Genomic DNA, 24,683 nt, shown 5'->3' on the forward strand with positions numbered 1-24,683 from the left:
TCCTCGGGCGCGCCGTGTTGGACTGAGTGCATGCCCCCTTACGCCGAAGGCCGACGGACCGGGGGAGCTGTCGGCCGGGCACTCACTTCGGCGTGGATTAACGAGAAGCAGGATCACGTGGACAGATTCGCTGCCGTCGAGCGGGCGTTGCGCAGTGCGGCGCCCCATTTGTTGCTCGATGCCGTGACCGAGGCGCTGCGGGAGCAGTACGGGGTCAAAGAGGTCGAACTGCGGCTCGCCGACTACGGCTTGACCACCCTCCAGGTGGTGGAGGACGTGCCGTACACCTCCGAGTCGGTGTCCATCCAGGGCAGTCCGCAGGGCAGGGCCTTCGGCGCCCAGGAAGCTCGCATCGAGGCGCAGGCCGTCGACGGCGCGGCGACCGTGCACCTGCCGGTGACCGTCCGGGGAGACCGGATGGGCGTGCTCACCGTCGTTGTTCCCGACGAGCACTTCGACCAGGCCGACCTGCCGGAGATGCAGCGCGTCTGTGAGGCGCTGGGCCACGAGATCCTCGTCGCCGAACGCGACACCGACCTGTACCTCCTCGCGCGCCGGGCCGCCCGCCTGACGCTCGCCGCCGAGATGCAGTGGCAGTTGCTGCCCGGCCGCTCGGTGTCGCGCCCCGAGTTCTCGCTGGGCGCCCACCTGGAGCCCGCGTACGCGATCTTCGGCGACAACTTCGACTGGTCGGTCTCGGCGCACCACCTCACGCTCACCGTCACCAACGGCATGGGCGAGGGGATGGAGGCGGCGCTGCTCACCAACCTCGTGGTCAACGCGCTGCGCAATGCCCGCCGCGCGGGGCTGGACCTTCCCGGCCAGGCGAGCCTCGCCGACCAGGCCGTCTACGCGCAGTACCGGGGCGAGCTGCACGCCTCCGTCCTGCTGCTGCGCTTCGATCTCGCCACCGGCGAGGTGGAGGCCGTCGACGCCGGATCCCCCCGTATGTGGCGGCTCCGAGGGCGTTCGGTCGAGTCCGTCGGCTTCGACGCGCAGCTTCCGCTGGGGATGTTCGAGGAGACGGCCTACGTCGCCGAGCGCCTGCGCCTCGAACCGGGTGACCGCATTCTGGTGGGCAGCGACGGGGTCTACAACGGCGTATCGGAGGCGGGGGAGCTGTACGGGGAGCGGGCGCTGGCACGGTCCCTGTCCGCGCATCGCCTGCTGCCGGCGGCGCAGGTGCCGCAGGCGGTGCTGCGTGATCTCGGGGACTACCGAGGATCGCTGCCCCTGGACGACGACGCCCTGGTGGTCTGTCTGGACTGGTTCGGACGGTAGCCGCGCCGGGCGAGGGCCGGCCTGGCGCGCGGTCTAACCGACCGAGCGCCAGGTTCTGGCTCCGCCGTCGTCCCGCTCCGAAGCGGTCGCCACGTCACGGAAACCCCTGAGTCCTTCGAGCAGCGCGTGCCGGGCCTTGGGCGGCATGGCGTCGATGGTGGACATCAGGATGCTCTCCCGCTGCTTTCGCAGGTCGGCGAGGTAGGCCCTGCCGTGGCCGGTCAGGCGAAGCTCCAACTCGCGTCGGCTGACCGGACTGGCCGTACGCTCGATCAGTCCGGTGGCCTGCAGCCGGTCGCACAGGCGGCTCACGGACGGTGGGGCCGACCCCAGGGCCTCGGAGAGCATCCGCAGATTGATGCCCTCCTCGCGGTCCAGCGCGTACAGCACGCGCAGCTGGGACGGAGACACGGGGCCGGTCGGTACGGCCTCACGCCCCTGCTCCCACATGACCTCGAGCAGTTCGATGAACTCGGAACCCGCATGAGCCGCATCCCGGGACCTGTGATCGGGTTCGGGACTCAGACCCATATCGCTGACACTCCGATCGGCTTGTCTCACTGGTACGTCTTGCCACCGGGGCACGATCCACACACCGTGACCCGATTCGGCTGACAAGGACGCTCAGGTCGCGGAGCCCGGGGGCCGTGCGGACGAGGCTCGGTGCGACGGGGGTCTTAAGTGGAGCACGCAGCACCGGATCGCGTCTCGGCGCAGGCGGTTGTGCGAGGAATCATAGTGGAAACCGGCCTGAGCTTTGCTGAGTGGTAGGTGACTCCGCCGAGATTCGCTGCCCGGCATCAAGAAGGCGTTAAGACTGCCGGGATACGGCAATGCGCCACAGCCGTCCCGCGGACCAGGATGACCACGGCAGGAACGGGGGGCGCGGGTCCCGGTGCCGGACCGTGCGAGCGGGTCCGGTTCCGGGACCTGAGCTGCGGCGGCGCGAAGGGGGCGGGGATGGGGGAGTTCCTCTACGCCGCGGCCGGGTTCCCGGCCATCCTCTTCAGCGCCGCTCTGCCCGTGGTCCTGGGCTTCTGGCTGCTGGTCGCGCTCGGCGGCGCCGCTGCCGACAGCTTCGATGCGGACGCGAATGCCGGTGCGGTGGGGCTCGGCGGGGTGCCGGTCGCCGTGGTGGTGTCCCTAATGGTGGTGGCGGGCTGGTTCACCAGCCTGGCCGGTTCGGTGCTGATCGGCCGGAGCGCGCTGACCGGGCTCGTGCATGTCGCGGCGGACGTCGCTCTCCTCTTCCTCTCCCTCTTGATCGCCTGGTGGGTGACGCGCCGTGTCGTCCGGGCGCGGGCGACACGCGCACACCGGAGAACGCGCAGACCGAAAAGAGGGGGCCCGCACGTGGCGGGCCCCCTCTTTTCGAGGTGTGTCAGTGGTTGCCGTCGAACTGCCCGTGGAAGCCGCCCGTGCCGTGACCGGAGCCCTCGGTGATCCCGGCGGGACCGCCGAGGTTCTCGAAGGTGTAGTAGCCACCCTGCCAGGCCTTGTCGTGGCCGCTCGCGCCGTAGCCGGCGCCCTCGGTGATCCCGGCGGGGCCGCCGAGGTTCTCGAAGGCGTAGCCACCATGCCAGCCCTGGTCGTGGCCCTCGTCGGCGAGGGCGGTGCCGGCGGCGCCCAGGACGGCGGCGGCGGAGAGGGCGGTGGCGGCCAAGGCGGTACGAATACGCATGGGGTCCCTTTCAGGTACGTGATCATGGGGTGTAGTGAGGGCCTCCCCTCTTCCCCGAGCACACAGACGTGCCCCGCCGCAAATCCACCCGGACAGCGGCGGGAGCCAGGGATGGGCACGCGGCAGAGGGGAACGCGGGATCGCGAGGACCGTGCACCTTATGCGTAAGACGTCCGATGTCTGATGCCTTGGTAGCGTGGGGACGTAGCTCGACGATCGAGAGGGGTCAAGAGGTGGGGAGTTCACCCATGTCCGGCGCGAAGCCCGGCCGGCAGCTGCTCCGGCAGGAAGTCGTCGAGGGCATCAAGCGCTACATCCTCGAGGAGCGGCTGCGCCCCGGAGACCCGCTGCCCACCGAGCCGGCCCTGTGTGAGGCGCTGGGCGCGAGCCGCTCCAGCGTGCGCGAGGCCGTCAAGATCCTCAACGCCCTGGACATCGTCGAGGTCCGCCACGGCTACGGCACCTATGTCGGCCGGCTGAGCCTGTCCGCCCTGGTGGAGAGTCTGACCTTCCGCGGTCTTCTCTCGCCGGGCGACGACTTCCAGGTCCTGGCCGACCTCGTCGACGTACGCGAGCTCGTCGAGCGCGGGATGGCCGACCGGATCGTCACCACGCTCAGCCCCGGCCAACTCGACGCGCTCGATCGCCTCGTGGCCGCCATGCGCGAGCAGGGCGCGGGGGAGGGGCGCGGCTTCGTGGAGGCGGACCGCGCCTTCCACGCGCTGCTCGTGGAGCCGCTGGGCAATGAGCTCGTCGAGCAGCTCTCGATGGCCTTCTGGGACGTGTACGCGATCGTCGCGCCGCATCTGGACGGGTTCACGCACGCCGACGAGGCCGAGACCGTGGCCGCGCACCAGAGCATCGTGGACGCCGCGCGTGCCGGTGACGCCGCCGCCTTCATGAAGTCGCTGGGCGAGCACTACGCGCCGGTGCGGCGCCGGATCTCCGAGGCCCGCGCCAGGGACGCCGCGCAGGCCTGACCTGGTCGTCCCTGTCTTCTCGTGTCTTCTCATGGCTCTGCCGGGGCGCGCTCCCGGCAGGGCGGGGCCTTGACGGCCCGGGAGGGCGCTGCCTAGGGTCCCGTCTGCCGTCAGGACATCAGACGTCTTCTGTCTGATGCGTCCGGCGTTCGGCGTTCGGCGTCCGGCGTCCGGCGTCCGGCGTTCGCGTCCGGCTTCCCGGTCTCACCCGCCGCGCGGCACCGCTCCCGCGCTGGTCCCGATCGCGATGATGGACGCGATCTGGGGCCCGCCGCTCGCGCGGGCCGACCGCTCCTGACGGCGGCACATCCCTTCCGAGAAGCCCCACCCCCTTCCGAGAAGAGAGATCGTCCATGCACCGAAGAGTCCCCGTCGCCCTGCTGTCCGTCGCGGTGCTCGTGAGCGCCGCGACCGGCACCGCCCACGGCGCCCCCGCCGACTCGGGGGAGCTGACCTCCCAGGACCTGACCGCCAACGGAGTGGGTTCGCCGTACTACCGCATCCCCGCCCTGACCACCTCCGTCGAGGGCACGCTGCTCGCGGCCTACGACGCCAGGCCCACCCTGGGCGACCTGCCGGGCAACCTCGGCGTCGTACTGCGCCGGAGCACCGACGGAGGCGTGACCTGGCAGACCCAACGAGTGGTGCGCAAGGACGCCGCGCCCAAGGGCCACGGCGACCCGAGTCTGCTCGTCGACCGCACCACCGGCCGGATCTTCGTCTTCTACGCCTCCTCCGTGAACCAGGGCTTCCCCGGCTCGGGCACCGGCAACGACGAGAGTGACCCGGACATCCTCCAGGCCGACTACGGCTACTCGGACGACGACGGGCTGACCTGGACCCACCGCCGCATCACCGAGCAGATCAAGGACCCTGCCTGGGCGGGCATGTTCGCGGCGTCGGGCGAGGGCATCCAGCTGCGCCGCGGCCCGCACAAGGGCCGGCTGCTCCAGCAGTACGCCGTCCGCATCGACGGCGCCAACTACGCGGCCAGTGCCTACAGCGACGACCACGGGGCGACCTGGAGGATGGGCAATCCGGTCGGTCCCGGCGGGGACGAGAACAAGACCGTCGAGCTGTCCGACGGCAGGATCATGCTCAACAACCGTTCGAAGCCCTACCGGACGATCGCCTACTCGACCGACGGCGGGGTCAACTACACCCCGTTCACCCAGGACACCCAGCTCACCGACCCGGCGAACAACGCCTCGATCATGCGCTACGACGCCGAGGCCCCCGCCTCGCACCCGCAGTCCTCATGGCTGCTGTTCAGCAACACCGAGGACGCCGCGGCGCGGCGCAACCTCACCGTGAAGATGTCCTGCGACAACGGCAGGACCTGGCCCATCAGGAAGGTCGTCGATCCGGGCAGCGCGGCCTACTCGACACTGACCCGGCTGCCGAACGGGCGGGTGGGACTGCTCTACGAGCGCGGCGACTACGCACACATCACCTACGCCTCCTTCGAGCTGGACTGGCTGGGCGGCACCTGCGCGGACATCACCATCGCGCCGCCCGCCCGCCTGAAGGCGGGCGTGAGCGGGGAGTTGGAGGTCCGGGTGGTCAACCGGATGGACACGCGTCGCGCCCTGGGCACGATCGATCTCACCGTCCCGGCCGGGTGGACGACCCGTCAGGTCGCCGTGCCCGCGCTCGACCCGGGCCAGGGGGCCACCGTCAGGGTCCCGGTCACCGCGGCGCAGGACGCCTCGGGCAGCGCCGGGGTCACCGCCACCTACCGGACCGGCGGCAAGCGGGCCGCGGGCAGCGCGACCGTGGCGATCACTCCCTAGGCAGGGAGAGGGCCGGGTCCAGGCGGGTGCGGATGCCGTCGAAGTGGGTCCGCATGGCGCGCACCGCCCGCTCGCCGTCGCCCGCCGCGAGCGCGTCGACGATCTCGCGGTGCTGGGCGCAGGTGGCGTCCGGGTCCTGATGGCCGTCGTCGAGATCTTCGCGTACGCGGTCCATGGCGGCCCAGAACGCGTCGAGGACCTCGCTGAGCAGATGGCTGTCGAGCGAGGCGTAGAGCGCCAGATGGAGGGCGCGGTCGGTGGAGCGCGCCACCCGTCCCGCGCCCGCCTCGGTCTCCATCTCGGCGACCAGGGCGCGCAGCACGGCGAGGTCCTCGGCGGGGATGCCGGCGGTGACCGCGCCGACCAGCCCCGCCTCCAGGGCTTCGCGCACCTTCATCAGCTCGAAGAGCCCCGGCTCGCCCAGGCGGTGGCGGACGGCGGCCCGGAAGGCGAGGCCCTCGGCGAACGGCGAGAGGGAGAGCGAGCCGACGAAGGTGCCGTGGCCGCGGCGGATCTCGACGACGTTGACGGCCTGGAGCGCCTTGAGGGCCTCGCGCACCGACACCCGGCCGACCCCGAAGAGCTCCGTCAGCTCGGCCTCCGTGGGCAGCGCGTCCCCGGGGGCCAGCCTGCGTTCCAGGATCAGCTCCTTGAGCCGGCGTCCGGCACCCTCGATCCTGCCCGTGAGCTCCCGGGCCAGTTCGGACTTCGCCGTCCCGGGCGGGCCGAGCACCAGCGAGTGCTGACCGGCAAGGAGAGTCACCAGCAGCGTCCGCACCACGTCGGCCCGCTCATAGAAGCGGTCCGCCAGCTCGTCGCTGATCGCCCGCAGCCTCTTGGCCGTCTCCGGCGCGTCCGGCGCCCCCATGTTCAGCTCCTCGATGTTCCGATCCTTGCCTGCGGCGGCTGTGACTGCTGTGCCGTTAGGCGACGGCCTGCTCTCCCCGCGCCCCGCGCCCCGCGCCCCGAGCAAGATAACGCGGGGCCGGGACGTCCCGGCGGGCCATGCGTCCGGCCGACTCCCGGAGGCGGGTGATCCGGTGCGCCGTTACGTTGAGCGTGACCCGTCACTCATCCGGCCCATCGCCGTGACGTCCGGCCGGCAGTCCCCCTTCGTAAGGAGCAGCCATGGGCGATCCCGCGGCGAACCCGAGCCCGAGCCCGAACCCGGCCTCACCGGCCGCACCACCCTCCGACGCCGAACTGCGGGCGTTGGAGCGGTATTGGAGGGCGGCCAATTACCTCTCGGTGGGGCAGATCTACCTGATGGACAACGCCCTGCTGCGGCGCCCCCTGACGGTCGAGGACATCAAGCCGCGCCTCCTCGGCCACTTCGGCACCTCGCCCGGACTCAACCTCGTGCACGCCCACCTCAACCGCGTCATCAAGGCGCGCGAGCTGGCGACCGTCTGCGTCTGGGGCCCCGGACACGGCGGGCCCGCGGTCCTCGCCAACTCCTGGCTGGACGGCACGTACACCGAGACCTACCCCGACGTCACCCGCGACGGGGAGGGCATGACCCGGCTGTTCCGGCAGTTCTCGTTCCCCGGCGGGGTCCCCAGCCATGTCGCACCCGAGACGCCCGGCTCCATCCACGAGGGCGGCGAGCTGGGCTACTCCCTCTCGCACGCCTACGGCGCCGCCTTCGACAACCCGGACCTGCTGTCGGTGTGCGTCATCGGCGACGGAGAGTCCGAGACCGGACCGCTGGCCGGCTCCTGGCACTCCAACACCTTCCTGGACCCGGTGCACGACGGCGCGGTGCTGCCCGTCCTGCACCTGAACGGCTACAAGATCGCCAACCCGACGATCCCGGCCCGGCTGCCCGAGAGCCAGCTCGACGACCTGATGCGCGGATACGGATACGAACCCGTGCACGTCACCGGCGACGACCCCATGACCGTCCACCGGGACTTCGCGGTCGCCCTGGACCACTGCCTCGACACCATCGCCGCCATCCAGCGTGCGGCCAGGGCAGATGGAGACGCCGAGCGCCCCAAGGACGCCCCCGCACCCCGCTGGCCCATGATCGTTCTTCGTACGCCGAAGGGCTGGACCGGGCCCAGGACGGTGGACGGCAAGCCGGTGGAGGGCACCTGGCGCGCTCACCAGGTGCCGCTCGCCAACGTCAGGGAGAGCGCCGAGCACCGCCACCAGCTGGAGGAATGGCTGCGCTCCTACCGGCCCGAGGAGCTGTTCGACGCCCAGGGGCGCCCCGACCCCGGGCTGATCGACAGCGCGCCGCGGGGCACACTGCGCCTGGGCGCCAGCCCGCACGCCAACGGCGGGCTGCTCCTGCGGTCGCTGCCGCTCAAGCCGCTCGAACAGTTCGCGGTCGACGTGGACAAGCCGGGCGCCACCCTGCACGAGCCGACCCGGGTCCTCGGCGACTACCTGCGGCAGATCATGGCCGACACCGCCGACCGGCGCGACTTCCGGATCGTCGGTCCGGACGAGACCGCATCCAACCGGCTCGACGCGGTCTACGGAGCCTCCGGGAAGGCCTGGCAGGAGGAGATCCACGACGTGGACGAACACCTCTCCCGGCACGGGCGGGTGATGGAGATCCTCTCCGAGCACACCTGCCAGGGATGGCTCGAGGGCTACCTCCTGACGGGGCGCCACGGCCTCTTCTCCTGCTACGAGGCGTTCGTGCACATCGTCGACTCGATGGTCAACCAGCACATCAAATGGCTGCGCACCACCCGCGAGCTGCCCTGGCGGGCGCCGATCGCCTCACTGAACTACCTGCTGACCTCCCATGTGTGGCGCCAGGACCACAACGGCTTCTCGCACCAGGACCCCGGCTTCATCGGACACGTCCTCAACAAGAGCCCCGAGGCGGTACGGGTCTACCTGCCGCCGGACACCAACACACTGCTGTCCACCGCAGAGCACTGCCTGGCCTCACGCGACTACGTGAATGTGATCGTGGCCGGCAAACAGCCCGGCTTCGACTGGCTGAGCCTGGACGAAGCACGGGCGCACTGCGCGCGGGGCGCCGGTGTGTGGACCTGGGCCGGCAGCGAGACCTCCGAGCGGGAGCCGGACGCCGTGCTTGCCTGCGCCGGGGACGTGCCCACCCTGGAGGTCCTTGCGGCCGCGAGCCTGCTGCGCACCCACCTGCCCGACCTCGCGGTGCGCGTGGTCAACGTGGTGGACGTCGCGCGGCTGATGCCGGAGGGCGAGCACCCGCACGGCATGCCGGACGCGGAGTTCGACGCGCTGTTCACCCGCGACAAGCCGGTGATCTTCGGATTCCACGGCTACCCCTGGCTGGTGCACCGCCTCGCCTACCGGCGTGCGGTCCACCCGCACCTGCATGTGCGCGGCTACAAGGAACGCGGCACGACCACCACGCCCTTCGACATGGTGGTCGCCAACGACCTGGACCGCTTCCGCCTGGTGATGGACGTCATCGACCGGGTGCCGGGCCTGGGAGTCCGCGCGGTCGAGGTGCGACAGGAGATGGAGGACACGCGGCTGCGCCACCACGCCTACGTGCGTGCGCACGGTGTCGACCTGCCGGAGGTGCGCGACTGGTCCTGGCAGGACTGAAGCCGGTCCTCCGGCGAAGGCTTCTCTCCGGCCAGACGAGTGGCCCCGTGTGGGCCGTGCGAGGGACGTGTGGCGTGTCGCCGGTAGCGACACGCCGTGGGGCGGGAGGGCTGTTGGTAGTGGCGCGGTCGACGCCAGCAATACATTCCGCGGCAGGAGAGCCCCGGAGGCCGTGCCCGTACTGGAGGTACATCCATGCGTTCCATCCGAGTGCTGACCGGTCTGGCCGTTGCGGGCGCCGCGCTGGCGATCTCCGCCCCCAACGCGCAGGCCGTGTCCGCCGATTGCCAGAAGGCCCTGGACGACGCGGAGATCACGCAGAAGAACGCCGACACGGTCCAGGCCGACCCGAACGCGACCCAGGAGGAGAAGAAGGCCGCCGAGGACGAGGCCAACATGGCCGCCTCCACCGCGCAGCGGTTCTGCGACTCCACGGACCCGGCCGTCAGGGGCGGCGTGCACGCCGGTTCGGGCGGCGCGCAGGGCAGCAGCAACCCGGTGGAGCTGGCCGCCGGGGCCGCGGTGCTGGCCGTCGGCGCGGCCGCCGTGTACATGCACCGTCGCAAGACCTCCGGCCAGCGCTGACCTCCCGTTGCCGGTCGACCGGCCCCGCCGCGCAGAGCTCAGGCTCGCCCGGCGGGGCCGGGTCACTTCCACCTCCACTTCCACCTCCACTTCCACCTCCACTTCCACCTCCACTCACCTTCAACCGGGCAGGGACGGCGGCAGCATGACCCACCCCTACACATCGACGGACCGTCGTCCGCGGCGCCGCACCTGGTCCTGGGGTGCGCTCGCCGCCCTCGCCCTGGGCGGCGTGTGGTCCTGGACGGCTGCCGGTGGCGACGAGCCCGGTTCCGGCAACCCGCCCAGGCCCTCCGCCGCCCAGGCCAAGGCCTTCGAGTCGGGCCGGGCCGAAGCCGCGGCGCCCGCGGCGGCCTCCCTGCCCGAGTCGGCCCCCGTCCGCGTCAAGATCCCCGTCCTCGACGTGGACGCCCCGCTCACCGACCTGGCGAGGACCGAGGAGGGCGGCCTCGAGGCGCCGCCGCCCGACGACGCCAACCTCGCAGGATGGGACGAGGCCGGCACCCTGCCCGGCAGTACCGGCACCGCCGTGATCGCCGGACACGTCGACACCCCCGAGGGGCCCGCCGTGTTCTACGGACTCGGCGCCCTGAAGAAGGGCGCCAAGGTCAAGGTGACCCGTGAGGACGGCCGCACCGCGGAGTTCACCGTCGACGGCGTCGAGGAGTACGAGAAGGACGACTTCCCCAGCACCAAGGTCTACGCACCACGGGCGCGCCCCGAGCTGCGCCTCATCACCTGCGGTGGCAACTACAGCAAGAGCGACGGCTATTCCGGCAACATCGTCGTCTACGCCCACCTGACCGGCTCCAGCTCCCGGCCGAGCGCCCCTCAGTGACTCCAGTGACTTTCAGTGGCCCGCGGGGCCCTCGGCGGTCCTCGGCGGCCGCCAAGAGCCGAGTGCTGTGGCTTCCGTCAGAATCACTTCGCGCGTGCTAGAGGTCAAAAGGTGCACTTCACACATCGCGTGGTTCCCGTGGCCATGGCCCTGCTCCTCGTCGGCGGCGTGGACGGCGGAGGGGGTGCGCACGCGCGCACCCTTGATGCCCCGGCCTCCCGCACCGCCTCCGCCCCCGGCCCCGGCCTCGCGGCACGGGTCACCGCCGTGCCCGCGGCCAAGCTCGGCTCCACCTACCGCCCCGGGTGCCCCGTTCCGCCGCGGCGGCTCCGGCTCATCCGCATGAACCACTGGGGCTTCGACGGCCGGATCCACGCCGGTGAACTGATCGTCCACGAGCGTTCGGTGAAGCCTCTGCTGTACGTCTTCCGGAAGGCCTTCGCGGCGAAGTTCCCGATCCGCCGGATGCGGGTGGTGGCCGAGTTCGGCGGCAGCGACACGGCGGCGATGGCGGCCGACAACACCTCTGCCTTCAACTGCCGCCGGGTGACCGGGAATCCGGGGCGGATGTCGCAGCATTCGTACGGCAACGCGATCGACATCAACACCGTCGAGAACCCGTACGTCGATGTCAACGGCCGGGTCCACCCGGCGTCCGCGGCGAAGTACCTGCGGCGCGACCGCCTGGTCAAGGGCATGATCCGGCCCGGGGACGTCGTGTGGACCGCCATGCGCAGGGTCGGCTGGCAGTGGGGCGGGCGCTGGGCGAACCCGGACTACCAGCACTTCTCGGCCAACGGAAAGTAGCGAAGGCTCCGGCAGCGATGATTTCTTCAAGTCAGGGGAGTCTCAACACCGTTGTCGACTACACGTGAGCACTACGTGGAACGCAGGAGGAATACGTGACTCAGCTGCTGAGGGTCCAGAACTTCAACGTCTCCAGTGACGGAATCGGCGCCGGAGAGGACCAGAGCCTGGAGAGGCCGTTCGGTCACGTGGACCCCGGGGACCTGTTCGCCTGGGCCGGGGCCACGGCGAGCTGGCCCAACCGCACCGACCCCGGAGGCAGCCGCGGGCTCGACGACTACTTCACCCGCGACTTCGCCAACAACATCGGCGCCGAGATCATGGGCCGCAACAAGTTCGGGCCTCAACGCGGGCCTTGGCACGACCACGAGTGGCGCGGCTGGTGGGGCGATGAACCTCCGTTCCACACCCCGGTGTTCGTCATGACCCACCACCCGCGTCCGTCGTTCACCCTCTCCGACACCACGTTCCACTTCGTCGACGCCGACCCGGCCACGGTCCTCGAACAGGCGCGGGAAGCGGCGCAGGGCAAGGACGTGCGCCTGGGCGGTGGGGCCACCACCATCCGGCAGTTCCTCGACGCCGACCTCGTCGACACCCTGCACGTGGTGGTCTCCCCGGTGAAGCTCGGGTCCGGGGTACGGCTCTGGGAGTCTCCCGACGAGTTGCGTGACCGGTTCCACCTCGATGTCGTCCCCAGCCCGAGCGGCGTGACGCACCACCTCTTCTGGCGCAAGTAGCTCACCGGGTTCACAGCCAGGTCGTCGCCGTCCAGACGGCCGCGGACGCGGCGAGCAGCAGCGTGATGTTGAGGGCGATCCGGCGGTCGCCGCGGCTCAGGTGAACCCTGGTCGCGGCGATCTGGAGGACCACGAACCCGATGGCGGCGGCCAGGGCCAGCCAGGGGGCGATGCCGGTCAGCGGCGGCAGGATCAGCCCGATCGCGCCGAGCACCTCGGTCAGCCCGATGGCCCTGACGGCAGGCATCGGGGTGCTGTCGACCCAGGCCATCATGGGGCGCAGCCGCTCACGGGTGCGGACCAGCTTCAGCCCGCCTCCGTAGAGATAGAACAGGGAGAGCAGTCCGGCCACGACCCAGTAGGCGGCGTTCACGCTTCTTCTCCACGGTCACCGGGCGTGGGAGCGGGCTCGGTGGCATAGCGGCTCATCACCTGGATGTTCGCCTGCGGGGTCAGGGCCTGGCCGTCGGCGATCATGGCCTGCAGGTCGCGGAAGTACTGCACGTACAGGTCCGGGGTGAAGGTGCTGACCATGACGGCGGGTTGGTCGGTCGTGTTGGCGAAGGTGTGCGGCGCGCCGGGCGGGACCATCACGAGGGTGCCCGCCGTCGCGTCGTACTCCTCGTCTCCGACCGTGAACCGCACCGTGCCGGAGACGATGTAGAAGCCTTCGTCGTGCTGGGCGTGGCGGTGTTGCGGCGGTCCGGGCGTGTGGGGTGCGAGGACCGATTCGGCGAGCCCGATGCGGTGCCCGGTGTTGCTGCCGTCCTCCAGGACGCGCAGTCGCGTGGTGCCAAGGACGATCGTCTCGCCGTCGTGCGGACCCACCACCGATACGGCGGGAGCGGTGGGCGGTTCACTGGTTCTCGGTTCGTCGGTCATGGGCCGATTCCACCGCCGGGGTGCTACGAGCGTCCAAGACCTGTTCCGGGACACCGATACCGCACGGGTATCGTCGCTGCATGGAGCTACGTACGCTGCGCTATTTCGTGGCGGTCGCCGAGGAACTCCACTTCGGCCGGGCCGCCGCCCGGCTGCACATGAGCCAGCCGCCGCTGAGCCGGGCCGTCAAGCAGCTGGAGACCGAGGTGGGCGCCGCGCTGTTCGACCGGTCGCCCGCCGGAGTCACCCTCACCGCGGTGGGCGCGGTGCTGCTCGACGAGGCGCGCGGTCTGCTCGACCACGCCGACCGGGTACGGGTGCGTGTGGCCGCCGCGGCCGGTACCGCGACCCTCACCGTCGGCATCCTGGGGGACAGCACCGATCCGGCCGCGACCCGGCTTGCCGACGCCTATCGCGGGCGGCATCCGCAGGTCGAGGTGCGCATCCGCGAGACCGATCTGACCGACCCGACCTGTGGGCTGCACGCCGGGCTGGTCGATGTCGCCCTGACGCGGGGGCCGTTCGACGGGACCGGCCTTGCCGTGCACGAACTGCGCGCCGATCCGGTGGGGGCGCTGCTGCGCGCCGACGATCCGCTGGCCCGCCGCGCCGGCCTGAGGCTCGCGGACCTGGCCGACCGCCGGTGGTTCGTCTTCCCGGAGGGCACCGACCCGCTCTGGCAGTCGTACTGGAACGGCGGAGAACCCCGCGAGGGCCCGGTGGTGCGCGCCGTCGCGGAGTGCCGGCAAGCCGTTCTCTGGAACGGCACCGTCGGCATGACCCTCCTGGATCACGGACCGGGGGACGGGCTCACGGTCGTGCCGTTGATCGACATGCCGGAGAGCCGTGTGGTGGCGGCCTGGAACGAAGGCGACACGAATCCGCTGATCCGCTCGTTCGTCCGGATCGCGGTCGCCGCCTACCGGAACTGAGCGCACCGAGCGCGCCGCGCATGGCGCGTGCGGCCGTCGAATATTCCGTGCCGTGTCGCCGGTGAAGGTGCACACTCCCTGCATGGCAGACATGGAGGCGTTCCGGGACGCGGTCACTGGCTGGGCCGCGGGCGGTCCCGGCGGGCCGGCGAGTGACCTGGCCGAGCGGGTGGGCGTCACGACGGCGGTGCTGCTGGAAGGGCCCAGTGACCGCGAGGCGGTCGAGGCGCTGGCCGAACGGCGTGGCCGGGACCTGGCCGCCGAGGGGGTGTGCGTCGTGTCGATGGGCGGGGCGATGAGCATCGCCCGCTACGCCGAACTCCTCGGGCCGCCCGGCCTGGACCTCCGCCTTGCGGGACTGTGCGACGTGCGCGAGCAGCCGTTCTACGACCGGGGCCTGGAGCGCGCGGGGGCGCCGCGCGGGGACTTCTTCGTGTGCGTGTCGGACCTGGAGGACGAGCTCATCCGCGCGCTGGGCACGGCGAAGGTCGAGGAGACCGTCCGGGCCGAGGGCGACCTGCGGGCCTGGCAGACCTTCCTGCACCAGCCCGCACAGCACGACCGGCCCCGGCAGCAGCAGTTGCGGCGCTTCCTCGGCACGAAGAAGGGCCGCAAGATCCGCTACGGCCGCCTCCTCGTCGAGGCACTCGGCCCCGAACGGACGCCGGCCCCGCTCGACGACCTCCTGGCGAGCCTGTGAGCGCCTGACCGGTGTGCCCCGTTCCGCCCTGGCGGTCGCATCCCGGCTGGGACAATGTGCGGCACCGGCCAGGGCGCGGCGGACGGGGGCGCGACTGATGAGGTACTGGCGGCGTGGGGTGTGGGTGGGGGCGGCGCTGGGGACCGGCGCCCTGATGGCGGTGACCGTATGGAACCGGAGCCTTGAGGGCGTGGGACCGCTCCTTTCGGTCCTCGGGTTCCTGGTGTCTTTGGCCGGGCTCCTGCACACCACGGTGCGGCCCGCTGTCGCACTGTCGCCCGCCGAGCAGCTGGACCGATCCGCCGACGCCCTGGCCGACGCGGTGCGCGCCCAGTGGCTGGCCGAGTGGCGCCTGCGCAGGCTCCAGGACCCCGAGCCGCTCGCCGTGCGGTGGGCGCCCGCGCAGCCCTGGCTCTCCGATCTCGACGAGGCGATCGGCTGGCCCGCCCGGGACACCGAACGCCCCGACCTGTCCGGCCTCCTCGCCGACATCACGCAGATCTTCGGCTACGTGCCCTCGCGGCGGCTGACCGTGCTCGGCCCGCCGGGCAGCGGCAAGACGGTGCTCGCGGTGCGCTTCACCCTCGACCTGCTGGAGCACCGGGGCGCGGGCGACCCCGTCCCCTTCCTGCTCCAGGCGTCGAGTTGGCAGCCCGACCAGCAGGACCTGCGCCAGTGGATGGTGGAGCGTCTCGTCGCGGGCCACCCGGCCCTGGCCACCGTCGGACCGTCAGGAGGCGTGCTCGCGGCGGAACTCGTGTCCTGCGGGCGGGTCCTGCCGGTCGTGGACGGGCTCGACGAACTGGGCGGGCAGCTGCGTACGCGCGCGGTCTTCCGGCTGAACACGGAACTCGACGCCGGTGACCCGCTCTTCCTCACCTGCCGCAGCGACGTGTACGCCGACGTCGTCGAGGCCGGCGACGTCCTCACATCGGCCGCCGTGGTCGAACTCCAGCCGCTGGGCTTCGAGGAGGCGGCCGGATATCTGATCCGCACGGCCCGCCCCGTGCGCGGCCCCGCGGGCGCACGCGCCACGGCCTGGGACCCGGTGCTCGAACACGTCAGGCGCCACCCCGGGGAGGCGGCGGCCCGCTGCCTGCGCCAGGTCCTGGAGCTGCCCCTGATGGTGGCGATGGCACGCGCCGTGTACGGCGAGAGCGGCGCCGACCCCGCCGAACTGCTGAGCCGCCGCGCACTCGCCGAACCGGCCGCCATGGAACAGCACTTGCTGGACGCCTTCGTCCCCGCGTCCTTCCGTACGTCGGCCCGCTGGGACGGAGACGAGGCGATGCGCCGACTCCGTTTCCTGGCACGGCACTTGGAGCGGCGCGGTACCCGCGACCTGGCCTGGTGGGAGCTGCACACGGCGCTTCCGGGCCCGCTGCGCCCGCTGGCCCCCTTGTTGCTGCTCGGGGCCGTCACGGAGATCATCTGCCTCGCCGTGTGGCTTTCGGGGCAGGGAGCCGAGTCGCCGGTCGTGGCGGCCGCGGTCCTGACCGGTCTGTGCGCGGGGTACGCGGCGCTCGCGCGCGAGAACGCGGGCCTGCGGCGCACCTTGCTGCTCTCGGTCGCGTACGTGATCCCGCTGGCGGCGATCGTGGGGGCGACCCGTCCGCTCGTCCGGGACCCCTTCTACGACGTGCCGTTCGCCGGCATGCACGAGCTGCTGGGCCGGCTGACCGTCGGCGCGCTGTACGGGGTGGCGGTGGCGGCGGGGCTCGGTGTCATCGGTGTCACGGCGGCTCCCGCGCCGGCGACGATGCCGTTCCCCGTGCTGCGGACCTGGCGCCACCGGCGCTGGGTGTGGAAGGCGGCGGCGGGGATCTTCGTCGCGATCCCCGCCGTGCTCATCACCGAGCTGGTCATCTATCCGGTGTCGGCGCCGACGCTGCTGACCGTCGCTGCCGTCTCGGCCGCGCTCGGCGCCTTCGCCGTACGGGGCGAGGGGGCGACGGCGGTCGAGGCCGGCGGTCCGTCCCGGCGGCGGTACGGACCGGGGCGGGCGGGCCGACTCGGCAGGGCGCTGGTCCGCGGGGTCGGTGTGGGGCTGCCGGCGGGAGCCGTGCTCGGTCTGGCGTTCGCGCTGGTGGAGGGCGGCACGGCCGCCGGGAGGGCGGAGGCGCGCGATGACCTGCCGTTCCGGGCGGCCGTCCACCGGCCCGCCGACGGCGGTCGCTACGTGGTGGCGGACGACGGCACGCGCTACGGGCTGCGCCCGGACGGCACGGCGTACGTCCGCTGGGCGCGCCCTTTGGAGGGGGACGTCATCGGGGGCTGCTCCTACTACGGAGGGGAACCCGCCTTCGTCCCGCTGAGCGCGCTCTCGGCGGACCATCCGTGCGCCGATGCCACGAGGCGGGCGAGCGTCACGGCCGCCATGGAAGTGACCGCGGGCACCGCGGCGACGAGTGCCGTACGGGTGCGTCTGCCCGACGGCCGCCTCGTCGCGACCGACGGCGTCGAGGACCGGATGGACGAGGCGGAGTGGCGGTGGATCGCCCGGCAGGATCCCGGGCAACTCATGGGCTCCGCCGTGTCGTTCGGGCTGGCCGGCGGTCTCGGTCTGGGTGTCGTGGCGGGGTTCGCTGCGGGGCTGCACCGCTGGCTCGGCGCGCCCGTCGACACGTCCCGCACGCCGAGCCCGCTGGCCAGCCTGAGAACGGACCGGGACACCGCGTTGATCCGCGGATTCCTGATCACGCTGGTGGCCTGGCTCTGCAACCTGTTCGTCGCGATGCTGCCGATGGGGGCGGCTGTCGCGACCGTCGTCGTCATCCCGATGGGCTTGGTCACCGTCGCCCTGTCCGCGTGGGGGCGCCTCCTCACGGCCCGCCTGTGGTGCTGTTCGACCGGTCGGCTTCCCTGGCGTCTGATGGCCTTCCTCGCGGAGGCGCACGAGCGGGGCGTGCTGCGGCAGGCGGGGGCCGTCTACCAGTTCCGGCATGCGCGGCTTCAGGAGCGGCTGGCCTCGGGGGAGGGGGCTGACGGTCGCTGAAGGGCGTGCTCCGGTGGAGGTCGGATCAGAAGGGCATCTTGCCCCGGGTGCGCCGACCGGCGGAGCCACTGCGGCCCACGGCCTTGGAGCTGCTGCGGAAAGGCTTGCTGAAGATCCGGCCCAGGATGCCCGGGGCCTTGCCGCCGGCGCGTGATCCGGCTCCCAGGGTGCGTTGAGTGCCGCGCTCGGGGTGCCGTGACAGACGGGGCACGAAGAAGGCGAGTATGGCCAGAACGATACAGACGGCGACAATACCGACAATGATCACGAAAACTCCTTGGGTCGAGGCGTGCCTGCCGTGTGCCCTGCGGAGCGAGGTGTATGCGCCGGGGCCCCGACGGCCCCGCCGCCCCGCCCGGTACAGTCGGCTCGCCGCCCAGCCCGCGCCGGACCGGGCCGCGGCCTCAGTCTCCTCATCGCGTACCGGCCAAGGGACGCCATGACCAGTACGCAAGAACCGCACGAGCTGACCCCGCTGACGCCCGGCGAGGCGGGCGAACCGTCCGCCCAGGACCGCATCGAGCGGATACGGAGGCGCCTGGAGCGGCTGATCGGGATCGCGGCCACCGAGGGCAACGCGCTCACGCCCCTGCGCAACGGGGACGAGATCTTCGCGGCCATGCTCGCCGGGATCCGCCGTGCCGAGCACACCGTGGACATGATGACGTTCGTGTACTGGAAGGGCGACATCGCCCTGCGGTTCGCCGAGGCGCTCGCGGAGCGGGCCCGTGCCGGGGTGCGGGTGCGGCTGCTGCTCGACGGATTCGGCAGCCGGCTGATCGAGACCGAGCAGCTCGAGGCGATGGACCGGGCGGGGGTGCAGGTGGCGTGGTTCCGCAAGCCGCTGTATCTCTCCCCGCTCAAGCAGAACCACCGCTGCCACCGCAAGGTCCTGGTCGTCGACGAGGAGACCGCGTTCACGGGCGGGGTGGGCATCGCGCAGGAGTGGTGTGGCAACGCGCGCGACGAGAACGAGTGGCGTGACACCCACGTCGAGGTCCGCGGCCCCGCGGTGGACGGGATCGCCGCGGCGTTCGCGCAGAACTGGGCTGAGTGCCACGAGGAACTCTTCGACGACCGCGACCGGTTCATCGAGCAGCGCCCGCACGGCGAGGCCATCGTGCAGGTGGTCCGCGGCTCGGCCAGCTTCGGCTGGCAGGACATGCAGACCCTGATGCGCGTGATGCTGGAATCCGCCGAGGAGCGCTTCCGGCTGTCCACCGCGTACTTCTCGCCGGACGCGTACTTCATCGAGCTGCTGTGCGCCGCCGCGCGCCGCGGGGTCGAGGTGGAGATCCTGCTGCCCGGCCCGCACACCGACAAGCGGGTCAGTCACCTCGCGGGCCAGCACTACTACGAGGACCTCATCGCCTGCGGGGTGAAGATCTTCCAGTACCAGCCGACGATGATGCACGCCAAGGTCATCACCGTCGACGGCGTCGCCGCTCTGATCGGCTCGACGAACTTCAACCGCCGCTCCCTCGACCACGACGAGGAAGTCATGCTCGCGGTCCTCGACCAGGAGTTCACCGCGGCACTGGACGACCACTTCGAAGACGACGTGACGAGTAGCGAACTGATCCAGGAGGGCCGCTGGAAAAGACGCCCAGTCGCCCAACGGGCCCTGGAAGCGGCCGTCCGGCCGATCCGCCGCTTCCTGTGACCCGTTGGTTCGCGCGGCATCCGGCCTGAAGCGGGCGAAGCAGCGGCCCCCGGCAGGTCACCCGGTGATGGACCCGGCGAACTCCGGGAAGTCCAGGTCGGAGTCCTCGCTGCTGCGCTGCACCGTGACGACGACCTTCTTCCCGTACTTCGTCTCGAGCACGCTGTCGTCGGTCTTCGTCGCGGACACGCCGGGAGCCAGGCGGCCGTCGAGCGGCTCGGCGCCGTTCTCGAAGGCCGTCGACTCCGCCTCGCCGCCGTTCGTGGCGCCCTCGACGATGACGGACAGGTCATCGAGGGAGACCGCGGACTTGCCGGAGTTCGTCAGCTTCAACTTCACGCGGAAGTCGGTGCTGCCGGGCTCGGCGGACTCCATCAGCTCCGCGTCGTAGTCCGTGAACACCTTCGCCTCGGCGACGGACACCTTCAGGCCGTCCGGCCACGTGTAGGACTCGCCGAACTTCAGGCCCGTCGCCTGCTCTTCGGTTCCGGCGCCGTCGGCACTGGTGTCGGCGCCCTCGTCGGAGCAGTGGTTCATCCAGTCGGCCTGACTGATGTCCTCGTCCGCGCAGTCGACCTTCTTCGAGGTCGAGGCCTTCGAGCTGTCCGCCGCCTTGGCGTCGGCCTTGTCGCCGTCGTCGCCGCACGCGGTCAGAGCGGCCAGAAGCATGGCGGCCGTAGCCGCGGTCGCGCGAACGCGCATATGTCCCCCCAAGGTTGATCCAGGCGGAACACGGTAGGCCACATGCGGTTGAATCGTGCAGGATGTCATCAGGTCGTGATGATCTTCATGACGACCTCATGGCGTCGGCGTCGCCTCGATGAGGCAGAACGGTTCCGCCCGCACCAGCGGGGTCACCGAGGTGAGGGACAGGCCCGCCCTGCGGCACACGTCCTCGAAGTCGGCCCGCGTCCGTTCCCTGCCGCCCACGTTCACCATCATGTTGAGGTCGGTGAGGTAGGTGAGTCCGGCCGATGCGCCGTCCACGACCTCGGGCAGGACGGGCTCCACGATCAGTACGCGCCCCGCGGGCGGCAGCACCTCGCGGCAATGGCTCAGGATCGTGACCGCCTGGTCGTCCGACCAGTCGTGCACGATGCTCTTCAGCAGGTAGAGGTCGGCGCCTTCGGGAACCGAGCGGAAGAAGTCCCCGCTCGCCAGGGAGCATCGCTGCGTGAGTCCCTGCCGCTCCAGCGTCGCCGGCGCCTGGGCCAGGCCCTCCTCGGTGTCGTAGATGACGCCGCGCAGGGCCGGGTGTTCGCGCAGTACCGCGCCGAGCAAGGTGCCGTCACCGCCACCGATGTCGGCCACCGTGGTGAAGCGGCCGAAGTCGAAGGCGTGCGGCAGGACCGCGGCCGTCGCCCTGGTGGCCTGGCTCATGGCCGCGTTGAACTCCGCGGACAGGTCGGGGAATTCCTTGAGGTGGCTGAAGAAGCCCTTCCCGAAGATCGCGTCGAAGGCGACGTCACCGGTGCGCACACTCTCGTCCAGGTGCTCCCAGGCACGCAGCATCGTCGGCTCGGTGAACATCCGTACCAGCGAGGTGATCGAGTCGGGCCGCGCGGGGTCCAGGGTGGCGCCTGCCGGGGTCACCGAGAAGGAGCCCGGGGTGTGTTCGCGCAGCAGGCCCAGGCTCGCCAGGGCGCGCAGCAGCCTGGACATGGGCTGAGTTCGCGCTCCGGCATCGGCGGCCACTTCGGCTGCCGACCGCTCCTTGTCGCCGATCAGCTCGATCACCCTGAGCCGGACGGCCGCGCGGACGGTCTGCGCGGCGAGGCTTCCGAACACCAGCTGTGCGACCAGTTCGTGGGCGCCTTCGGTGTCGTGCGCCGTCGTGGGCGGCGTCGCCGTGGTGGTGTCGTCGTGCGTCATCGTTGCTTCCCCTCGTTTGGCGGGTCGGTCGGGCGGATCGGTTTGCCGGACAGCAATCCTCGGCCCGCGTCATCGACTATGCCGAGGCCAGAAGCGGCCGTATTGGACGAATGTTCCGCACGGCGCCACCGCGCTCGCCGAGCCGTCCCTGCGCATGTCCGGATGTGACAGGGAATCGTCATTGCGGCCATCGGTTGCGGCGGTGAGGATGGGTTCATGCCCACTGCGCACCGTGTCGTCATCGCGGTCTTCCCCGACGTCGATCTCCTCGACGTCACCGGCCCGGCCGAGGTCTTCGCGCTGGCCAACCGCGAGACCGCGGGCCGCGCCGGCTACCGGGTCCGCCTCGCCGGGCCGGTCGCCGGTGAGGTCCGTACGTCGGCGGGGGTGCGGCTGGTGGCCGACCTGGGCTTCGACGAGGTCCGCGGGCAGGTGGACACCCTGCTGGTGCCCGGCGCGGTCGACATGACCGACGACGGTCCCCTCGCCCGTATCGACGCGGACGTCGTGGAGTGGGTGAAGGCGACCGCACCGCACGCCCGCCGCGTGGCCTCGGTGTGCGTGGGCGCGCACGTGCTGGCCGCGGCCGGGCTCCTCGACGGGAGGACGGCGACCACCCACTGGTCGACCGCCGCCCAGCTCGCCGCCGAGCACCCGGCCGTCACGGTCGACCCGGACCCCATCTTCGTACGCACCGACCGGGGCCGGCTGTGGACCGGGGCCGGGATCAGCGCCTGCCTGGATCTCGCCCTGGCACTCGTGGCCGAGGACCAGGGCGAGGACGTGGCGCTCTCGGTGGCCCGGCAGCTGGTGATGTACCTCAAGCGGCAAGGCGGCCAGAGCCAGTTCTCCGTGCCGCTCAGCCGCCCCGCCTCCGCCCGCCGCGACATCGACGCACTGCGCCTGTGGATCGCCGAACACCTCGACGAGGACCTGTCGGCCGGGGCACTCGCGGCCCGGATGTGCCTGAGCGAGCGGCACTTCGCCCGGGTGTTCAAACAGGAGACGGGCACCAGTCCGGCCGATTACGTCGAGGCCGCTCGCGTAGAGGTGGCGCGCCGCCTGCTGGAGACCACCGACAGCCCCCTCGACCGGGTCGCCGCCGCGGCCGGGCTCGGCTCGGTGGAGACGCTGCACCGGGCGTTCAACCGCCAGCTCGCCACCACCCCGGCGGCCTACCGCCGCCGCTTCCGCGTCCAGACCCCCTGATGACCTTCTGACCCTCTTCCCTCTTCAACGTCCCTGGCGCATGCAGGCGAGCCCTGCGGCTTCGCCATGCCTCATGCCGTCCTTCATCCGCGAAACCCGAAAGGCACCCCACCCATGAGCACGTACACGAATCAGCCCTCCACGACCCTGCGCGACGTGATCGGCCTGGACGACCAGCCGCCCCGGCTGAGCGAATCCGCCCTGATCATGATCGACTTCCAGAACACCTACCGCACCGGCGTCATGGCCCTGGACGGCGCCGAGACGGCGCTCGCGGCAGGCGCCCGCCTCCTGGAGCGCGCCCGCGCCGCGGGCACCCCGGTCGTCCACATCCTCAACGACGGCGGCGAGAACACCCCCTACGACATCCGCGCCCACATCGGGGCCATCAGCGACGAGGTCGCCCCGGTGGACGGCGAGGCGGTCGTGGTGAAGCAGTTCCCCAACTCCTTCCACGCCACCGAGCTGGAGAAGACGCTGAGCGACCTGGGCATCGCCCCGGGCAGCGGCAAGGACCTGCTGCTCGCCGGCTTCATGACGCACATGTGCGTCAACTACACCGCCCAGGGCGCCTTCAACCTCGGCTACCGCCCCACCGTCGTCGCCGAGGCCACCGCCACCCGCGCCCTCACCGCCCCGGACGGCACGGTCCTGCCCGCCGCCGCGCTCCAGACGGCCGCCCTGACCACCATCACCGACCTGTTCGGCACCGTCGTGCCCACCGTCGACGCGATCCCTGCCTGAACACGGGTGACGTAGGCCACGTCATTACCAGGCGTCGTGGTGGGTAGGGGTCGCATGATCGCCCGGGCTCGAGCCCGGGAAGCTGCACCGGAACCACGGAGGTATCCATGTCCTCGAAGCGACGTCGCAAGAAGAAGGCCCGCCGCAAGAACGGCGCGAACCACGGCAGCCGCCCCCAGTCCTGACGGCGGGCGCGGCGATCGGGGGCGGCACCTTGAGGTGCCGCCCCCGAGGCATGTCCCGGGGGAGTCCTCAGCCGGGAACGACAGGCGCCGACGGAGTCGGCGGCCCCCAGCCCGGTGGCAGCAGCGCCCACGAGCCGTGCCTGAGCCACTCCGCGAACCGGACCGGCCGGGCACCGCCGACCTGGTCGAGGGAGAGGGGGACGATCAGGTCGCAGGTCGCCCGCCCGTCCCACCACACCGTGCCGGCCAGCGGCCCGGTCAGCACCAGCAGGGTGGAGAAGCCGCAGCCGTGTTCCTGCACGACGACGGAACCGGCAGTCTTCAGGTCCTCGAACCTGCCCACCTCCTCATCCCAGGCACGCCACGCGGCGAGGTACCCGGTCTCGTCGCCGAACGCCTCGGCCCGCGGCTCGCGCGCCATCAGCTCGTCGTCGGCCGCGATGTAGGAGTCGGGGTGCGGAAACGGCACGGCCAGCAGCGCGCGCCGCGACGCGTCGTTCCCGGCCCACCACCAGCCGCGACCGGTCCGCCCCAGCCCGGCCAGTGCCCCGCCCGCGCTCACCTCGCGCAGATAGGCCCGGTAGTCCTCGGGGAAGGAAACACCGAGCTCCTGCTCGGCCTCGGCGATCTCGGCCTCGGAGAGGGGCGGCTCTGTCATGGGCCGAGCCTAGGCGAGGGTTCTCGTCGGACGCCGTCCCGCGGGCGCGGCAGGTGTCCGGACGGACCGATCAGGAATCGAGAAGCGTCCGCCCGGGGCCAGATCTAGCGTGCTGGGCATGGACGTCACCCTGCACGCGACCTTCCTCCCGCACAGCGACCCGGACGCCGCCCTGGCCTTCTACCGCGACACCCTCGGCTTCGAGGTCCGCGACGACGTCGGGTACGACGGGATGCGCTGGATCACCGTCGGCCCCGCCGAGCAGCCCGGCATCTCCCTCGTACTGCAGCCGCCCGCCACCGACCCCGGCATCACCGACGCCGAGCGCCGCACGATCGCCGAGATGATGGCCAAGGGCACCTACGCGGGCATCCTCCTCGCCACCGCCGACCTCGACGGCGTCTTCGCGCGGTTGCGGGCCAGGGACGCCGAGATCGTCCAGGAGCCCACCGAGCAGCCCTACGGCGTTCGTGACGGTGCCGTCCGCGACCCCGCGGGCAACCTGCTCCGCATCCAGGAACACCGCTGAGCCGACCGGGGCCGATCACGGCCGCGGCCTGCGGGAAAGGCCTGACGCGGA

Annotated in this window: 26 protein-coding genes; 17 read left to right on the forward strand and 9 right to left on the reverse strand. The window is 71.5% G+C overall.

Annotated elements, in window-relative coordinates; all coding sequences use genetic code 11:
* The first annotated feature begins 117 nt into the window (after nucleotides 1-117).
* Entirely contained in the window at nucleotides 118-1,281 is a 1,164-nt protein-coding gene (locus ACZ6ZP_RS24650; RefSeq protein WP_351169601.1) for a PP2C family protein-serine/threonine phosphatase, read from the forward strand.
* A 33-nt stretch (nucleotides 1,282-1,314) separates the two neighbouring features.
* Here ACZ6ZP_RS24650 and ACZ6ZP_RS24655 read toward each other — a convergent pair whose 3' ends face one another.
* On the reverse strand, nucleotides 1,315-1,812 hold the full coding sequence (locus ACZ6ZP_RS24655) for a MarR family winged helix-turn-helix transcriptional regulator (protein WP_351169598.1): 498 nt from the start codon (nucleotides 1,810-1,812) through the stop codon (nucleotides 1,315-1,317).
* Nucleotides 1,813-2,241: 429 nt separating this feature from the next.
* Between ACZ6ZP_RS24655 and ACZ6ZP_RS24660 the strand changes: the two genes are divergently transcribed.
* A complete protein-coding gene (locus ACZ6ZP_RS24660; RefSeq protein ID WP_469408409.1) occupies nucleotides 2,242-2,724 on the forward strand; it encodes a hypothetical protein in 483 nt (160 codons plus the stop codon).
* Here the strand turns inward: ACZ6ZP_RS24660 and ACZ6ZP_RS24665 are convergent.
* Complete coding sequence (locus ACZ6ZP_RS24665) at nucleotides 2,663-2,962, reverse strand: hypothetical protein (RefSeq protein WP_351169592.1); 300 nt, start codon at nucleotides 2,960-2,962, stop codon at nucleotides 2,663-2,665. The two genes, ACZ6ZP_RS24660 and ACZ6ZP_RS24665, sit on opposite strands and share 62 nt — an antisense overlap.
* A gap of 248 nt (nucleotides 2,963-3,210) precedes the next feature.
* Between ACZ6ZP_RS24665 and ACZ6ZP_RS24670 the strand changes: the two genes are divergently transcribed.
* Together ACZ6ZP_RS24670 and ACZ6ZP_RS24675 are read left to right on the forward strand one after the other, a co-directional pair.
* Nucleotides 3,211-3,942: a FadR/GntR family transcriptional regulator gene (locus ACZ6ZP_RS24670; RefSeq protein WP_351169589.1), complete on the forward strand. Its 732-nt coding sequence runs from the start codon at nucleotides 3,211-3,213 to the stop codon at nucleotides 3,940-3,942.
* Between the two features lie 353 nt (nucleotides 3,943-4,295).
* Nucleotides 4,296-5,735 (forward strand): sialidase family protein, encoded by a 1,440-nt coding sequence (locus ACZ6ZP_RS24675; RefSeq protein ID WP_469408410.1) that lies wholly within the window; start codon nucleotides 4,296-4,298, stop codon nucleotides 5,733-5,735.
* Here ACZ6ZP_RS24675 and ACZ6ZP_RS24680 read toward each other — a convergent pair.
* Nucleotides 5,725-6,603, reverse strand: coding sequence for a FadR/GntR family transcriptional regulator (locus tag ACZ6ZP_RS24680; RefSeq protein WP_469408411.1), 879 nt, complete (start codon nucleotides 6,601-6,603; stop codon nucleotides 5,725-5,727). The two genes, ACZ6ZP_RS24675 and ACZ6ZP_RS24680, sit on opposite strands and share 11 nt — an antisense overlap.
* Nucleotides 6,604-6,863: 260 nt before the next feature.
* Here ACZ6ZP_RS24680 and ACZ6ZP_RS24685 point away from each other — a divergent pair, with 260 nt between their 5' ends.
* The 5 genes from ACZ6ZP_RS24685 (at nucleotide 6,864) to ACZ6ZP_RS24705 (ending at nucleotide 12,263) form a co-directional block, all read left to right on the forward strand.
* Nucleotides 6,864-9,293 carry a phosphoketolase family protein gene (locus ACZ6ZP_RS24685; RefSeq protein ID WP_469408412.1) on the forward strand — a complete coding sequence of 810 codons (2,430 nt, stop codon included), beginning with the start codon at nucleotides 6,864-6,866 and terminating at the stop codon, nucleotides 9,291-9,293.
* A 195-nt stretch (nucleotides 9,294-9,488) separates the two neighbouring features.
* Nucleotides 9,489-9,878: a hypothetical protein gene (locus ACZ6ZP_RS24690; RefSeq protein WP_351169577.1), complete on the forward strand. Its 390-nt coding sequence runs from the start codon at nucleotides 9,489-9,491 to the stop codon at nucleotides 9,876-9,878.
* Nucleotides 9,879-10,023: 145 nt separating this feature from the next.
* Nucleotides 10,024-10,716 (forward strand): class F sortase, encoded by a 693-nt coding sequence (locus ACZ6ZP_RS24695; protein ID WP_351169574.1) that lies wholly within the window; start codon nucleotides 10,024-10,026, stop codon nucleotides 10,714-10,716.
* 111 nt (nucleotides 10,717-10,827) lie between these two features.
* Nucleotides 10,828-11,523 (forward strand): M15 family metallopeptidase, encoded by a 696-nt coding sequence (locus tag ACZ6ZP_RS24700; RefSeq protein WP_383826060.1) that lies wholly within the window; start codon nucleotides 10,828-10,830, stop codon nucleotides 11,521-11,523.
* Nucleotides 11,524-11,618: 95 nt separating this feature from the next.
* On the forward strand, nucleotides 11,619-12,263 hold the full coding sequence (locus ACZ6ZP_RS24705) for a dihydrofolate reductase family protein (protein WP_351169568.1): 645 nt from the start codon (nucleotides 11,619-11,621) through the stop codon (nucleotides 12,261-12,263).
* 10 nt (nucleotides 12,264-12,273) lie between these two features.
* Here ACZ6ZP_RS24705 and ACZ6ZP_RS24710 read toward each other — a convergent pair whose 3' ends face one another.
* Nucleotides 12,274-12,636, reverse strand: a complete 363-nt coding sequence (locus ACZ6ZP_RS24710) for a DoxX family protein (protein WP_351169565.1) — start codon at nucleotides 12,634-12,636, stop codon at nucleotides 12,274-12,276.
* The gene (locus tag ACZ6ZP_RS24715) at nucleotides 12,633-13,145 is read right to left on the reverse strand and encodes a cupin domain-containing protein (RefSeq protein WP_361467338.1); all 513 of its coding nucleotides are present in this window, start codon (nucleotides 13,143-13,145) and stop codon (nucleotides 12,633-12,635) included. The genes ACZ6ZP_RS24710 and ACZ6ZP_RS24715 overlap by 4 nt, the downstream gene beginning before the upstream one ends.
* Nucleotides 13,146-13,225: 80 nt before the next feature.
* Here ACZ6ZP_RS24715 and ACZ6ZP_RS24720 point away from each other — a divergent pair, with 80 nt between their 5' ends.
* The 3 genes from ACZ6ZP_RS24720 (at nucleotide 13,226) to ACZ6ZP_RS24730 (ending at nucleotide 17,772) form a co-directional block, all read left to right on the forward strand.
* On the forward strand, nucleotides 13,226-14,077 hold the full coding sequence (locus ACZ6ZP_RS24720; protein ID WP_351169559.1) for a LysR family transcriptional regulator: 852 nt from the start codon (nucleotides 13,226-13,228) through the stop codon (nucleotides 14,075-14,077).
* Between the two features lie 82 nt (nucleotides 14,078-14,159).
* Nucleotides 14,160-14,777, forward strand: a complete 618-nt coding sequence (locus tag ACZ6ZP_RS24725; protein WP_351169556.1) for a TOPRIM nucleotidyl transferase/hydrolase domain-containing protein — start codon at nucleotides 14,160-14,162, stop codon at nucleotides 14,775-14,777.
* A gap of 190 nt (nucleotides 14,778-14,967) precedes the next feature.
* Entirely contained in the window at nucleotides 14,968-17,772 is a 2,805-nt protein-coding gene (locus ACZ6ZP_RS24730) for an NACHT domain-containing protein (RefSeq protein WP_469408414.1), read from the forward strand.
* A gap of 25 nt (nucleotides 17,773-17,797) precedes the next feature.
* Here ACZ6ZP_RS24730 and ACZ6ZP_RS24735 read toward each other — a convergent pair whose 3' ends face one another.
* A complete protein-coding gene (locus tag ACZ6ZP_RS24735; protein WP_351169550.1) occupies nucleotides 17,798-18,040 on the reverse strand; it encodes a DUF6411 family protein in 243 nt (80 codons plus the stop codon).
* 171 nt (nucleotides 18,041-18,211) lie between these two features.
* Between ACZ6ZP_RS24735 and ACZ6ZP_RS24740 the strand changes: the two genes are divergently transcribed.
* On the forward strand, nucleotides 18,212-19,435 hold the full coding sequence (locus ACZ6ZP_RS24740) for a phospholipase D-like domain-containing protein (protein ID WP_351169547.1): 1,224 nt from the start codon (nucleotides 18,212-18,214) through the stop codon (nucleotides 19,433-19,435).
* 57 nt (nucleotides 19,436-19,492) lie between these two features.
* Here the strand turns inward: ACZ6ZP_RS24740 and ACZ6ZP_RS24745 are convergent, their stop codons facing one another.
* Together ACZ6ZP_RS24745 and ACZ6ZP_RS24750 are read right to left on the reverse strand one after the other, a co-directional pair.
* The gene (locus ACZ6ZP_RS24745; RefSeq protein ID WP_351169544.1) at nucleotides 19,493-20,137 is read right to left on the reverse strand and encodes a hypothetical protein; all 645 of its coding nucleotides are present in this window, start codon (nucleotides 20,135-20,137) and stop codon (nucleotides 19,493-19,495) included.
* Nucleotides 20,138-20,233: 96 nt separating this feature from the next.
* Nucleotides 20,234-21,307 (reverse strand): methyltransferase, encoded by a 1,074-nt coding sequence (locus tag ACZ6ZP_RS24750; RefSeq protein ID WP_469408417.1) that lies wholly within the window; start codon nucleotides 21,305-21,307, stop codon nucleotides 20,234-20,236.
* A gap of 216 nt (nucleotides 21,308-21,523) precedes the next feature.
* On the opposite strand from ACZ6ZP_RS24750, the gene ACZ6ZP_RS24755 reads away from it, so the two are divergent.
* The 3 genes from ACZ6ZP_RS24755 to ACZ6ZP_RS24765 all read left to right on the forward strand — a co-directional run bounded on the left by ACZ6ZP_RS24755 (nucleotide 21,524) and on the right by ACZ6ZP_RS24765 (nucleotide 23,445).
* On the forward strand, nucleotides 21,524-22,516 hold the full coding sequence (locus tag ACZ6ZP_RS24755; RefSeq protein ID WP_361467352.1) for a GlxA family transcriptional regulator: 993 nt from the start codon (nucleotides 21,524-21,526) through the stop codon (nucleotides 22,514-22,516).
* A 114-nt stretch (nucleotides 22,517-22,630) separates the two neighbouring features.
* Nucleotides 22,631-23,260: a cysteine hydrolase family protein gene (locus ACZ6ZP_RS24760; protein WP_351169536.1), complete on the forward strand. Its 630-nt coding sequence runs from the start codon at nucleotides 22,631-22,633 to the stop codon at nucleotides 23,258-23,260.
* Nucleotides 23,261-23,367: 107 nt separating this feature from the next.
* Nucleotides 23,368-23,445 carry a 50S ribosomal protein bL37 gene (locus ACZ6ZP_RS24765; RefSeq protein WP_370443954.1) on the forward strand — a complete coding sequence of 26 codons (78 nt, stop codon included), beginning with the start codon at nucleotides 23,368-23,370 and terminating at the stop codon, nucleotides 23,443-23,445.
* Nucleotides 23,446-23,512: 67 nt separating this feature from the next.
* Here the strand turns inward: ACZ6ZP_RS24765 and ACZ6ZP_RS24770 are convergent, their stop codons facing one another.
* A complete protein-coding gene (locus ACZ6ZP_RS24770; protein WP_469408420.1) occupies nucleotides 23,513-24,103 on the reverse strand; it encodes an SMI1/KNR4 family protein in 591 nt (196 codons plus the stop codon).
* A 118-nt stretch (nucleotides 24,104-24,221) separates the two neighbouring features.
* Between ACZ6ZP_RS24770 and ACZ6ZP_RS24775 the strand changes: the two genes are divergently transcribed.
* Nucleotides 24,222-24,632: a VOC family protein gene (locus ACZ6ZP_RS24775; protein ID WP_469408422.1), complete on the forward strand. Its 411-nt coding sequence runs from the start codon at nucleotides 24,222-24,224 to the stop codon at nucleotides 24,630-24,632.
* The last annotated feature ends 51 nt before the right edge of the window (nucleotides 24,633-24,683 follow it).

The sequence above is a fragment of the Streptomyces sp. NPDC054047 genome, from assembly GCF_055585065.1.